The organism is Nitrospirota bacterium (genome assembly GCA_035873375.1).
In the GTDB taxonomy this organism is placed as follows: Bacteria; Nitrospirota; Thermodesulfovibrionia; order Thermodesulfovibrionales; family JdFR-85; genus BMS3Bbin07.
Map to the genome: position 1 here is coordinate 70,663 of JAYWMQ010000006.1, position 13,375 is coordinate 84,037.

General features: G+C 49.4%; 11 protein-coding genes. 10 read left to right on the forward strand and 1 reads right to left on the reverse strand.

What is annotated here, in order from left to right:
* The first annotated feature begins 3 nt into the window (after positions 1-3).
* From def to VST71_01630, 8 genes are all read left to right on the forward strand, one after another.
* The gene (gene def / locus VST71_01595; GenBank protein MEC4684412.1) at positions 4-513 is read left to right on the forward strand and encodes a peptide deformylase; all 510 of its coding nucleotides are present in this window, start codon (positions 4-6) and stop codon (positions 511-513) included.
* 177 nt (positions 514-690) lie between these two features.
* The gene (gene fmt / locus VST71_01600) at positions 691-1,632 is read left to right on the forward strand and encodes a methionyl-tRNA formyltransferase (protein ID MEC4684413.1); all 942 of its coding nucleotides are present in this window, start codon (positions 691-693) and stop codon (positions 1,630-1,632) included.
* On the forward strand, positions 1,610-2,134 hold the full coding sequence (locus tag VST71_01605; protein ID MEC4684414.1) for a DUF116 domain-containing protein: 525 nt from the start codon (positions 1,610-1,612) through the stop codon (positions 2,132-2,134). The genes fmt and VST71_01605 overlap by 23 nt, the downstream gene beginning before the upstream one ends.
* 134 nt (positions 2,135-2,268) lie before the next feature.
* Positions 2,269-2,685, forward strand: coding sequence for an OsmC family protein (locus tag VST71_01610; protein MEC4684415.1), 417 nt, complete (start codon positions 2,269-2,271; stop codon positions 2,683-2,685).
* Between the two features lie 17 nt (positions 2,686-2,702).
* Positions 2,703-3,677 carry an ABC transporter permease gene (locus tag VST71_01615; GenBank protein ID MEC4684416.1) on the forward strand — a complete coding sequence of 325 codons (975 nt, stop codon included), beginning with the start codon at positions 2,703-2,705 and terminating at the stop codon, positions 3,675-3,677.
* Positions 3,678-3,680: 3 nt separating this feature from the next.
* On the forward strand, positions 3,681-4,520 hold the full coding sequence (locus tag VST71_01620) for an ABC transporter permease (protein MEC4684417.1): 840 nt from the start codon (positions 3,681-3,683) through the stop codon (positions 4,518-4,520).
* Positions 4,517-5,197, forward strand: coding sequence for an HAD family hydrolase (locus VST71_01625; protein ID MEC4684418.1), 681 nt, complete (start codon positions 4,517-4,519; stop codon positions 5,195-5,197). The genes VST71_01620 and VST71_01625 overlap by 4 nt, the downstream gene beginning before the upstream one ends.
* A gap of 223 nt (positions 5,198-5,420) precedes the next feature.
* A complete protein-coding gene (locus VST71_01630; GenBank protein ID MEC4684419.1) occupies positions 5,421-8,315 on the forward strand; it encodes an RCC1 repeat-containing protein in 2,895 nt (964 codons plus the stop codon).
* Here VST71_01630 and VST71_01635 read toward each other — a convergent pair.
* Entirely contained in the window at positions 8,270-8,404 is a 135-nt protein-coding gene (locus VST71_01635; protein MEC4684420.1) for a hypothetical protein, read from the reverse strand. The genes VST71_01630 and VST71_01635 overlap by 46 nt on opposite strands.
* A 229-nt stretch (positions 8,405-8,633) precedes the next feature.
* On the opposite strand from VST71_01635, the gene VST71_01640 reads away from it, so the two are divergent.
* Complete coding sequence (locus VST71_01640; protein MEC4684421.1) at positions 8,634-11,069, forward strand: RCC1 repeat-containing protein; 2,436 nt, start codon at positions 8,634-8,636, stop codon at positions 11,067-11,069.
* Between the two features lie 313 nt (positions 11,070-11,382).
* Complete coding sequence (locus VST71_01645) at positions 11,383-13,374, forward strand: PAS domain S-box protein (protein ID MEC4684422.1); 1,992 nt, start codon at positions 11,383-11,385, stop codon at positions 13,372-13,374.
* Position 13,375 lies beyond the last annotated feature (1 nt).

Genomic DNA, 13,375 nt, shown 5'->3' on the forward strand with positions numbered 1-13,375 from the left:
AACATGTCAGTGCTTGAAATAAAGAAATATCCCGACCCTGTATTAAAAAAGAAGGCCCTTTTTGTAGAGAATATAGACGGGGCATTACAGGAACTTATTGACGATATGATAGATACCATGTATGATGCCCCAGGCATTGGTCTGGCTGCACCCCAGGTTGGTGAGTCCAGAAGGATTATAGTGGTGCATATAAATCTGAAGGAGGAAGCGCACCCGTTGATTGTCCTTGTAAATCCTGAAATAGTTCAGGTTGACGGCAAGGTCGTCTCAGAGGAAGGCTGTCTGAGTGTTCCGGGTTACGTGTCGAATATTGAGAGGGCCGGGATGGTGCTTGTAAAGGGTTTTGACAGGGAAGGCAGACCCGTGGAGGTTGAGGCGGAAGGTCTGCTGTCAAGGGCGCTTCAGCACGAGATAGACCATCTTGACGGGATTCTTTTCGTTGACAGGATGAGTCCGATAAAGAGGGAATTTTTCAGGAAACGCTATCTTAGAAGGATGAGGGAAACAGCCTGAATTATTCTTGTACAGGAAAATCTATCCGCAGATTTCACAGATTACGCAGTTTTTTTTCTTAAAAGATAACAAACAGGATTCTAATGACAAACCTCAGAGGCTATTTCTGAGTTTTAATATCTGTGAAATCCGTGTAATCTGCGGACTAAAAAGTAAGTTAACTAAATTGAACCCGATATGGCGATAATCTTCTTTGGCACTCCATTATTTGCAGTTCCTGCTCTGGAAAAGCTGATATCTTCAGGGGAAGATATTGTGCTCGTTGTGACACAGCCTGACAGGGTTGGCGGGAGAGGGCACAGGATTATCCCTCCTCCGGTAAAGAGCGTGGCTGAGAGGGAAGGGCTTACAGTTGCTCAGCCCGGCAGTATAAGATCTGAGGATTTCATAAACAGGTTAACTGCTCTGAACCCCGAGTTTATAGTAGTTGTGGCTTTTGGCAGGATACTTCCAGAGAGTGTGCTTCAGATTCCCCTGAGGGGCTGCATCAATGTCCATGCCTCGTTATTGCCCGGATACAGGGGGGCAGCGCCGATCCAGTGGGCTATTATCAGCGGAGACAAAAAGACCGGCATTACCACAATGCTGATGGATGAAGGGCTTGACACCGGGGATATTCTCCTCCAGAGAGAAGTGGACATAAGGGATGAGGACAATGCCCGGACACTCTCGGAAAAACTCTCTGTAGTGGGAGCAGAACTCCTTGTTGAAACACTGAGTGGATTGCGGGCCGGCAAGCTAAAACCCCGTCCACAGCAAGGCGAGCCGAGTTATGCACCGATTCTGAAGAAAAATGACGGACTGATTGACTGGTCCCTGTCGGCCAGGATGATTTATAACAGGGTAAGGGGGCTCTATCCATGGCCGTGTGCATATACGTATTACAGAAAAAAGATGCTTAAACTGCTTAGGGTGGAGGCAATAGAGGGACACGGACAGCCCGGAGAGGTAGTGCATAAGGGCAAGGGGGAATTGGTTATTGGTACCCCTGAGGGCCTCGTAAAGATACTCGAGGTTCAGATGGAAGGCAGAAAACCGATGGATATCAAGGCCTTTTTGCAGGGCATCGGGAGAGACATCAGAAAGGGAGACAGGTTTGGCGGGCTACAGGATAATTAGGGGTTTTGTGCTCAAGGTGCTTTATCCCATTTTTATGCTCCTGTCTGCGTTCAGGAAGGACAAAAAGGAAGCCCTGCAGCGGCTGATTATCAATATGAACAACAGCCTTGTAATCAGGGAACGTCACAAGACAAAGAAGATACTTTTGCTCCTTCCGCATTGCATCCAGGTAGATAAATGCGAGATCAGGCTGACCCATAACATACATAATTGCAAGAGATGCGGAAAGTGCGAGATTAAAGACCTTATAGACCTGGCTGAAGATTACGGACTGACCCTCTTTGTAGCCACTGGGGGCACACTTGCGAGGAGGATCGTCATGGACGCAAAGCCGGAGGCAATAGTTGCTGTTGCCTGTGAGAGGGACCTTTCGAGCGGCATTGTTGATACCTATCCAATGCCTGTGCTTGCAATCTCAAACGAGAGACCTTTTGGTCCCTGTTATAATACTCGGGTGAGTCTTGAAAAGGTTAGGGATGCCATAAAGACTTTCTGCTCATAGGCATGGTTGTGATATAATTCATGCATTGAAGATATGGAGTGTTGGAGGATTGAAGAGCTGGAGTATTGGAGGGTTGGATTTTTTCATCACTCCACCACTCCATCACTCCGCATTAGATTCTTGAGGAGGTGGAGATGGAGGCAACAATAAAATATGTTGATGGACTCAGGTTTGTTGCAGAGGGCGCTACCGGGCACTCTGTTGTTATGGATGGAGATCCCCTGTTTGGCGGTGAGGATTCCGCGCCGAGACCAACAGAGTTTGTCCTCATGGGACTTGGTGGTTGCACGGGCATGGATGTTATCTCTGTTCTCAGGAAAAAGAGGCAGGAAGTTACAGGATTTGAGATAGAGGTCCAGAGCAAAAGGGCGGAGGCACATCCCAAAAAGTTTACGGATATAAATCTGCATTACACTGTACGGGGTAAAAATATCTCTGAGGATGCAGTTAAAAAGGCCATAAATTTATCCATGGAGAGGTACTGTTCGGTAAAGGCAACACTTGAAGGTGTGGCAAAGATTACATATTCCTACAAGGTGATACAGGAGTAGAGATTCCGAATCAGGTTATGCTTTTCTACCTCGGTAAACGTATAACAGAGATATTTATCACGCTGATAGGGATTACCCTCCTGTCATTCTTTATAATCCACCTTGCACCGGGTAAGCCTACAGATGTGTTGACCGATCTGAATCCAAAGATAACGCCTGAGGCAAGGGAGCGGCTTGAGAAGTACTATGGCCTTGACAAGCCGATAATCGTACAGTACCTTTTATGGGCAAAGAGGATTGTAAAGCTGGACTTTGGAGACTCCTTCTCCACTGACAGACGTCCGGTATGGGAAAAGATAAAGGAGCGGGTCCCTGTTACCGTATCAATAAACCTTCTCAGCATGCTGCTGATATTTGTGATAGCCATACCCGTTGGTATCTCTTCGGCAACGCGCCAGTACTCCCTGTATGACAAGATAACCACGGTGGGGGTTTTTCTTGGATTTGCAATGCCGGCTTTCTGGCTTGGCATACTGCTGATGATGCTCTTTGGGGTATATCTGCAATGGCTGCCCATATCCGGCCTTAAGTCCATGAACTACGAAACCCTGTCTGCCGGAGGCAAGGTCCTTGATCTTGCAAAACACCTTGCCCTGCCGGTCTTTGTATCTGCCTTTGGCGGTATTGCCGGCATATCCAGATACATGCGCAGCAGTATGCTTGAGGTTATCAGGCAGGACTACATTATTACGGCAAGGGCAAAGGGGTTGCCTGAAAGCAAGGTTATTTACAAACATGCCTTAAGAAACGCACTTCTTCCCATCATAACCCTGCTCGGTTTATCTGTTCCGGGATTGATAGGAGGGAGCGTGATATTCGAGCAGATATTCAGTATCCCCGGTATGGGCCAGCTATTCTGGATGTCGGTAATGCAGAGGGATTATCCGCTGATAATGGGACTTCTCACCATTGGCGCCATACTCACACTGATCGGCAACATGCTTGCCGACCTCTGTTACGCAGTAGTAGACCCGAGGATAAGGAGAAAATAGGAATTGAGCGCTATCTTCTATGAGAGATTCGGTCATAATAAACTGGCTGTGGCAGGGAGTGTGCTTGTGGCCCTCCTATTTCTTACAGCGCTACTTGCACCTGTAATTTCCCCCTATGAACCGGATTATATTGACAGATACCACGTCCTTGAACCACCGGGCAGGCTTCATCCACTTGGCACTGACGATATTGGAAGGGATGTGCTGAGCAGGATGCTTTATGGGGCAAGGGTTTCATTGTCTGTCGGCTTTGTGGCTGTTGGCATTGCAACGTTTATTGGAATGGTAATGGGTGCAGTTGCCGGCTACTACGGGGGCATAGCGGACAGGTTAATCATGAGATTTGTGGATGTGATGCTGTCAATACCGTCATTCTTCTTTATCCTTGCAGTTATAGCCTTTGTGGGGCCCAGCATATGGAATATCATGATCATCATAGGGGTAACCTCATGGATGGGGGTGGCCAGGCTTGTCAGAGCGGAGTTTCTTACCCTCAAGTCAAGGGAGTACATACTCGCTGCAAGGGCGATAGGTGCGTCTGACATGAGAATAATACTCCGTCATATGCTGCCGAACAGCCTTGCCCCCGTAATAATATCGGCCGTGCTTGGTATTGCATCAGCAGTGCTCCTTGAGTCGTCACTCAGTTTTCTCGGACTTGGAGTTCAGCCGCCTATGCCGAGCTGGGGAAACATTCTTACTGCGGGCAAGGCCAATATCGAGATTGCATGGTGGCTTTCCGTCTTCCCCGGAGTGGCTATACTGATTACAGTGCTTTCCTATAACCTCCTTGGCGAGGGACTGAGAGACGCCCTTGACCCGAGATTGTGGGAAAGGCGATGAGGAATAAACTTCTTCTTTTTGATATTGACGGCACCCTGATTGATTCGGGACGGGCTGGTACGAGGGCTCTGGACAAGGTCTTTCTCAATCTCTTTGGCATCAGGGATGCATTTAAGGGGATCAGGATGGCCGGCAAAACCGATATCCAGATAATCAGGGAGTGCCTGAGGGTCCACGGGATACCTGACAGTGTTGGTGAAATAGAGGGGGTAGTCGGAATGTATATAGATTTATTAACTGAAGAGATAGAGAACCCGTGGCGAAGTGTAATGGCCGGGGTTGTTGATCTTCTTGAAACCCTCAAGGCAGACGGAATACCCATGGGACTGTTAACCGGAAACATAGAGACGGGTGCAAGGATAAAGCTTGACTCCTTTGGTCTCAATCAATATTTTACTGCCGGTGCATTCGGCAGTGACCATGAAGACAGGGATATGTTGTTGCCGATTGCGGTTGCAAGATTCTCCGCGCTTGGTATAAACGTTCCTCCAGAAAGGTGTATTGTTATAGGTGATACCCCCAGGGATGTAAGATGTGCAAGAGTCCACGGGGCTTCGTGTATTGCCGTCAGTACGGGATCATACAACAAAGAGGCACTTATGGAAGCAGGTGCAGACCTTGTGCTGGAGAGTCTGGAGAACAGGGAAGCCTGCCTGAGCTTTATGTCAACAGCCTAAGTATAAGATGAAATGCTTCAGTTGGCTTTTCTCATGTCTTAAAAACTTCCTTTTTGTAACTATTACTTGTATTTATCCGAGAAGAGAGTTAAACTTATAGCTAAGGGGAGTCTTACATCATCTCTTTTCTTCTCAAAGCAGGGGGGATAAATATCTGTACTTCCATATTTAAACTCAATTTGTGTCTTACGGTTACAATCTTTTTAAATGAGGAGGAGAAGGTATGCTGAAAAAAATGTGTTTCAAGACTTTCATGGGGGTGCTTATTGTCCTTTTTGCCGGATTGTGGATTACCGGTGATGTTGCAGATGCGAGTTCCGGAGGTATGAAGCAAAGAGAGCATCATAGACACCACTCTCCCGGCGCTTCTTACAACGTAGGCGGCATAGTAAACGAACTTGGCGATGGTGAAACGGTCGTTCTTCTAAACAACGGCAGGGATAAACTTGAAATTACGGCAAACGGTGTTTTTGCCTTCTCCACACCGGTTTCCGACTTGGCCACCTACGATGTTACGGTTGAAACTCAGCCGAGCAACCAATATTGCCGCATCAATAACGGCAGCGGAACAATAAACGGTGAGGACATAACCGATATAACCATTAGGTGTTCTATCTTTTCCGTTGCCATTGCAGCTGGGAACAACCATGCAGTAGTGCTTAAAAACGACGGCACAGTATGGACATGGGGAAATAACAACCTAATGCCGTTTCAGGTAATCGGACTTACAGACGTTATCGCCATTGCGGCCGGAGATGGTCATACAGTCGCGCTTAAAAGCGACGGTACAGTATGGACCTGGGGTGATAACAAATATGGACAACTGGGTAATGGAACAAGAACACGCAGTTATACTCCTGTGCAGGTATGCGATACCGGTGAGACCGCTCCGTGCACCAACTTCCTAACGGATGTAATCGACATCACCGCTGGAGGTGACAATATAGTGGGTATGGCGCATACAGTTGCTCTTAAGTCGGACGGCACGGTGTGGGCATGGGGAAGTAACCAGTACGGCCAGCTGGGAAATGGAACGACGACAAGAAGTACCACGCCGGTTCAGGTAAGCGGTCTTACAACTGTTGTCGCAATTGCTGCAGGAAAAAATTATACCATTGCGCTTAAAGCCGACGGTACGGTAAGGGCTTGGGGAAGGAACTGGCCCGGTACGCTGGGAGATGGGACGACAGATGAGAGCACCACGCCGGTGGAGGTAAGCGGCCTAACGGATATTAATGCAATTGCGGCCGGAAACGATCATACCCTCGCGCTTAAAATCGACGGCACGGTATGGGCCTGGGGAGGGAACATCCATGGTCAGCTGGGAGACGGAACGAGTACATATAAAATCACGCCGATTCAGGTAAGCGGCCTTACTGACGTTGACGCAATAGCCGCCGGATGGGGGCACAGCATCGCACTTAAATCCGATGGTACAACCTGGACGTGGGGAGATAACAAATATGGCCAGTTGGGAAGAACTGCAACTTATTACTGGGATTATTACACGCCTGCACCGGTAGACTCCCTCATGGACGTAATCGGTATTGCGGCCGGAGGCTCTTTAGCTATAGAGAACACAGCGTTCTCTCAAGGGTACAGTCTATCGCTTAAATCTGACGGCACGGTCTGGGCATGGGGAGATAATCAATACGGCCAGTTGGGCGATGGCACAAGGACAAACAGCCTTACGCCGGTACAAGTGTTGGGTGAAACAGCTCCCTACATTGTGGACAACTACAGTTTGGGCGGTACGGTAAACGGTCTTGTTGATGGAGAAACTATTGTTCTTCAAAACAACGGCGTGAACGACCTGACAATAACGGCAGACGGTGTTTTTAGCTTCTCCACACCGGTCTCTGACTTGGCCGCCTATAACGTTGCGATTTCAACCCAGCCGGATAGCCGGTTTTGCAGGGTCGATAACGACAGCGGAACAATAAACGGCGAGGATGTAACCGACATCTCGGTTACATGCTTCGACTTTTTTGCGGATGTAACTGCTGTTGCGTCAGGAAGTCGTTTTACCATTGCGCTTAAGGCTGATGGTACGGTATGGGCTTGGGGAGCTGGAGGCGCTCTGGGAGACGGAACAGAGACAAGTAGTGCCACACCTGTGCAGGTTTGTGATGCCGGAGAAACCGCTCCCTGCTCCAGTTTTCTCACGGATGTCGCTGCTATCGGTGCCGGGGATTCCAATGCTGTCGCGCTTAAAACCGACGGTACGGTCTGGGCCTGGGGAAATAACAGTGATGGACAGCTGGGTGACGGTACAACGACGAGCAGCAGGGTGCCCATTCAGGTCGACATAACCGCCATTGCCAGCGGAGCTGCTCATACAATTATTCTTAAAACCGACGGTACGGTCTGGGCCTGGGGATGGAACTACTATGGCCAGCTGGGAGACGGAACGACAATAGATCGCACCACGCCTGTGCAGGTAAGCGGACTTACAGACGTAATCGCCATTGCGGCTGGAGTTTATCATAACGTTGCGCTTAAAAGCGACGGCACGGTCTGGGCCTGGGGGTATAATGGTCTGGGCCAGCTGGGAGACGGAACGACAATAGATCGCTTAACGCCTGTTCAGGTAAGCGACCTCTCAAACGTAACCGTCATTGCGGCAAAGCCCTATTCTGCTCTCGCTCTGAAGAGCGAAGGTACAGTGTGGACGTGGGGAGCAATAGGACGTCTGGATATAACGACAACTGAAACCTGTAATAACAAGCCTTGCTCAACAACGCCTGTGCAGGCAAACGACCTCACGGACGTAACTGATATCGCTGCTGGCCGCGGTTTTAGTGATAATACAATTGTACTTAAGAGCGACGGCACAGTCTGGGCTTGGGGAGATAATGGGTCTGGCACGCTGGGAGATGGGACGACAACAGATAGCTCCACGCCTGTGCAGGTAAACGAACTCACGGATGTAATCGACATCACGGCCGGAAATGGTCATGCAATTGCGCTTAAAACCGACGGTACGGTATGGGCCTGGGGAAATAATTCCTGGAGTCAGTTGGGGTTGGCAGTGACTACAAGCTGCCCCGACATAGATATGGGTGTGTTTTACTATCCGTGCTCCACTACGCCCGTACCGGTCCTGGTAACGCCGTAACGCTTATCGCTCTTTGCACCCTCTGTGGTTTTCTTTTTCACAGTGGGTGCAAAGAGCAGCCGTTTTGCTGATGCATACCCATCCTTCATTCATCCCTCCCTGAGTTTATCTCTTTTCATGTCTTAAAAACTCCCTTTTCGTAACTATTAGTAGCATTTATCCGAAAGAAGTGTTATGCTTATACCTAAGGGAAATCGTTTCCCTATTTTTATAGTCCTCACTATAGAAGAATATCTGAATTGATGCTTCCATATTTAAAATTTAAACTCAATTTGTGTCTTGCAGTTACCATATATTTTTTAATAAGGAGGAGAAGATATGCTGAAAGGAGCGAGGTTCAGGACTTTCATAGGGGTGCTTATTCTTCTTTTTGCCGGATTGTGGATTACCGGCTGTACTGAAGAGATAGGTTCAATGGGGATGAAGCATAAGTACGATCATGACAGTGCGGATGAGACAAAGGTCATTGCCGTAGCGGGTGGAAACTTTTACTCCGTTGAGCTTAAATCAGACGGTACGGTCTGGACATGGGGAAGGAACGAATCCGGCCAGCTGGGAGACGGGACAACGATAGACAGTCCGGCGCCGATACAGATAAGCGGACTCACGGATGTAACCGCCGTTGCAGGCGGGGGTTACCATGCAATGGCGATTAAAGATGACGGCACGGTGTGGGCATGGGGAAGTAACAATGCAGGTCAGTTGGGCGATGGAACGACGACAGACAGGACTACGCCGGTGCAGGTGATCGGGCTTGCGGACGTGACCGCCGTTGCTGCCGGATGGAATCATAGCATAGCACTCAAAGCCGATGGCACGGTGTGGGTATGGGGCTGGAATGGAGGAGGCCTGCTGGGAGTGGAAACAACCGAAAAATGCGAGTTTGGCTCTCCAGCCCTGTCTTGTTCCACCACGCCGGTGCAGGTAAGTGAACTTACGAATATAACCGCTATTGCAGCCGGAAGTTACTATTCCATAGCACTCGAAGATGACGGTACGGTCTGGACCTGGGGAAATAACTATGCAGGTCAGTTGGGGAGAACAGAAGACGGAAACACACCTACACCAGTGGCCTCCCTTACGGATATAACCGCTATTGCAGCCGGAGCTTATCATACCGTAGCGCTTAAAGCCGATGGAGCTGTATGGGGATGGGGGAGCAATGAACACGGTCAGCTGGGAGACGGTACGGCGACATGGAACTCCATCACACCGGTACAAGCAAGCGGACTTACGGATGTAATCGCCATCACCGCCGGAGGCAAAACAAATTCGGGGCATACCATGGCGCTTAAAGCTGACGGTACCGTATGGGCATGGGGAAGCAATGAACACGGCCAGCTGGGTGTAATAACAACGGAAGTTTGTGAAATATCCCTGACTGCTGGTCGAACCGGGACTACTTATTCTAATCTTTGTTCCACCACGCCGGTGCAGGTAAGCGATTTTCCTGACATAACTGCCATTACAGCTGGATATTACCATAGTATTGCGGTAAAAGAGGATGGCACAGCATGGGCATGGGGAGATAACAAATACGGCCAGGTGGGGGCGGCAACAACTGAAGTTTGCGGTTATGGGGATTTTGATTGCAGTCCCACACCCGTACCTGTAAGGAGCAAAGTACCAGGCACATTCAGCATAGGTGGTACGGTAAGCGGTCTTGCTGGAACGTTGGTCATTCAAAACAATGGAGGAGATGATCTGGTAATCACGGAGAATGGCTCTTTTACCTTTGCAACAGAACTTGAGGACCTGGATGTTTATGATATAGGGATTTTAACCCAACCTGATGGTCAGACATGCGAAATCACAAGTGCCAATACTGGAAGGGTCAATGCAACGGACGTAACGGACATAGAGATTGTATGCCCCTATCCCTTTACGGAAGTCGTTGCTATTGCTGCCGGAACTTTTCATTCCATTGCTCTCAGAACCGACGGTACGGTCTGGACGTGGGGACAAAACTTTAACGGTCAGTTGGGTGATGGGACAAGAGATAACAGCCCTGTACCTGTACAGGTCGGATTGTCGGATGTTACCGCAATTGCTGCGCGAAATACTGGTAGCATAGCGCTTAAAAGCGACGGCACAGTATGGACGTGGGCGAGAGATGGTTACTTTATACCCGTACAGTTAAATGGACTTACGGATATAAGCGCCATCGCTGGGGGAGGCAACCACTCTCTTGCTATCAAAGCCGTTGACACGCTGTGGGCGTGGGGAAAGAATTTCTCTGGCCAGCTGGGAGACGGAACAACGACGGACAGCTACACGCCTGTAAAGGTATCCGGTCTTACAGACGTAAACGCCGTTGCCGGGGGACTCTACCATACCGTAGCACTTAAAAGCGACGGTACGGTGTGGACGTGGGGATGGAACGAATACGGACAGTTGGGAGACGGAACGACGATAGACAGCCATATCCCTATACAGGTGAGCGGCCTTACGGACATTGTCGCAGTAGCGGCCGGAAGCGGTCACACAGTGGTTCTTAAAAGCGATGGTGCGGTGTGGGCATGGGGTGGAAACTCTGACGGCCAGCTGGGAGATGGAACGACGATAGACAGCCGTATCCCTATACAGGTGAGCGGCCTTACGGACATTGTCGCAGTAGCGGCCGGAAGTGGTCATACAATGGCTCTTAAAAGCGATGGCACGGTGTGGGCATGGGGAAGTAACGCCTCCGGGCAGTTGGGAGATGGAACGACAACAAACAGTACCACACCTGTACAGGTAGTACTGAGACCATAAAGCGCCCCGCCTTTGCTCCCTCTATGGTTTTTCACCACAGAGGGAGCAAAGGGGTAGCCGTCTTCGCCTATACCGAGATTCACCATTCAGACCTGTCCGCCTTTCGGCAAAGAGGCCATCTTGGGGAATATTGACGGGTACTGCCCCGTTCAGTAATAATCCTTCCGGCAAATCAAACGTTTCTACAAATTTCTTGTAATAAACATTATATTGCTTTTGTTTCTGAACTGTGATACTATCTTTATAAACCCAATTTCGCATATTAATTTTTTGCCTCAGGGGGGGCTGCAGGCATAATGACCACGTTACACTTATGAACCTGTCTGTTTATTGCCCACCTTGTGAGGAGGGGAACTTGGAAAGCCAAAATGATAAGTCAAGCAATGTCTCTTGCATAGACGAGAAATGGTTCCACGCTGTCTGTAAAAGCATCGGGGATGCTGTTATGGCAACCGATAAAGCCGGCATTGTGCAGTATTTGAATCCGGTCTCCGAAAGACTGACCGGTTGGCTGGAAAAGGATGCTGTGGGAAGACCGCTGGAGAGCGTTTTCCGGATCATAAATGAGGAAACCCGTAAAGAGGTGGAGGACCCGGTCAAGAAGGTCTTGCGCGAAGGCCGGGCTGTAGGATTGGCAAACCCTACCCTGCTAATTTCAAAAGACGGAACAGAAATCCCCATTGCTGACAGCGGTTCACCCATCAGAGACTGTAAAGATGAAATCGTCGGTGTGGTACTGGTTTTCAGTGACCAGACCGAGGAACGCAAGGCGCAGTATGCCTTGCAGGAGGCCAAGGAATTTGCTGAAAGCATCGTTGCCACCATCCGTGAACCACTAATTGTCCTTGATGCACAATTGAAGGTAATTTCCGCCAATCATCGCTTCTGCCAATCATTCCAGGTGGAAGAGAAGGAAACAGCCGGCAGACACATTTATGATCTGGGTAACCGGCAATGGGATATTCCCGGACTGAGGGAGCTGCTGGAAGATATTTTGCCACAGAACACCAGTTTCAGCGATTTTAAGGTGGAACACGAGTTCGAACATATCGGAAAACGCATTATGCTGTTAAACGCCCGGCGTATATACCACGAAGCGAACAAGACCAGGCTGATCCTGCTCTCTATTGAGGATGTCACAGAACACTTACGACTGGAGGATCAATACCGTCAGGCGCAAAAGCTGGAGGCCATTGGTCTTCTTTCAGGAGGCGTGGCCCATGACTTCAATAACCTCCTGACGGTGATTCTTGGCTATGGCGAGGTCATTCTACGAAGACTCCACCGGGATGACCCGTTGCGACAGGATATCAATAAGATTCTAAATGCATGCCACCAGGGTGCTAGTCTGACGCATCAACTTCTGGCCTTCAGCCGCAGGCAGACTCTTCAACCCGAGGTTATCGAACTTAACAGGCTTCTTGACGATCAGCAGAAACTGCTCAGGAGACTGATTGGCGAGAACATCGAGTTCATAACAACGTTTGCTGACAACCTTGGCCGTGTAAAGGCAGACCCCGGCCAGATTGAACAGGTCATTATGAACCTTGCCGTTAATGCCAGGGATGCCATGCCCCGTGGCGGCAAACTGATTATTGAGACCTCTAATGTTGAGCTTGACAAGGAGTACAGTAAGGGTCACATAAGTGTTGTGCCGGGAAAGTATGTAATGCTCGCCATTACAGATACGGGGGTCGGCATGGATAAGGAGACCCGGGGGAAGATATTTGAGCCTTTTTTCACCACCAAGGAACTGGGTAGAGGAACGGGCCTGGGTCTGTCGACTGTCTACGGAATCGTCAAACAGTCCGGCGGCCACATCTGGGTCTACAGCGAACCGGATAAGGGCACGACTTTCAAGATATATCTGCCTTGCACAGAGGATGCTCCTACTGCCAAGGTTGAACATGAGGAGGTGGAAGTACAGAGTGGCTGCGGGCATATACTCGTTGTGGAAGATGAGTCAGCAATCCGGGAACTTATAGAGATACAGCTTGAAAACCTGGGTTATCAGGTTACCCTGGCCGCAAATGGCGGAGAAGCCCTTCTGGCTATCGAAGAAAAGGGGATTAGACCTGATCTGCTCATAACGGACGTAGTCATGCCCGGGATGAGTGGTGTAGTGTTGCTCAAACGGCTCCGCAAGACCCTTCCGGAGCTCAGGGTGCTCTTCATGTCAGGTTACACCGACAATGTCATCGTCCACCAAGGCATTCTCGATCCGGGCATTCCTTTTATTCAGAAACCGTTCTCAATTAAGGGCCTTTCGGCCATTGTGTGTAAGGAATTACAAAGCAGCAAATGAG

Excerpts from the sequence above, each read along its gene's own strand:
- def (MEC4684412.1), top strand. The coding sequence starts at position 4 with ATGTCAGTGCTTGAAATAAAGAAATATCCCGACCCTGTATTAAAAAAG.
- fmt (MEC4684413.1), top strand. The coding sequence starts at position 691 with ATGGCGATAATCTTCTTTGGCACTCCATTATTTGCAGTTCCTGCTCTG.
- VST71_01610 (MEC4684415.1), top strand. The coding sequence starts at position 2,269 with ATGGAGGCAACAATAAAATATGTTGATGGACTCAGGTTTGTTGCAGAG.
- VST71_01615 (MEC4684416.1), top strand. The coding sequence starts at position 2,703 with ATGCTTTTCTACCTCGGTAAACGTATAACAGAGATATTTATCACGCTG.
- VST71_01625 (MEC4684418.1), top strand. The coding sequence starts at position 4,517 with ATGAGGAATAAACTTCTTCTTTTTGATATTGACGGCACCCTGATTGAT.
- VST71_01630 (MEC4684419.1), top strand. The coding sequence starts at position 5,421 with ATGCTGAAAAAAATGTGTTTCAAGACTTTCATGGGGGTGCTTATTGTC.
- VST71_01635 (MEC4684420.1), bottom strand. The coding sequence starts at position 8,404 with ATGAAGGATGGGTATGCATCAGCAAAACGGCTGCTCTTTGCACCCACT.
- VST71_01640 (MEC4684421.1), top strand. The coding sequence starts at position 8,634 with ATGCTGAAAGGAGCGAGGTTCAGGACTTTCATAGGGGTGCTTATTCTT.
- VST71_01645 (MEC4684422.1), top strand. The coding sequence starts at position 11,383 with ATGAACCTGTCTGTTTATTGCCCACCTTGTGAGGAGGGGAACTTGGAA.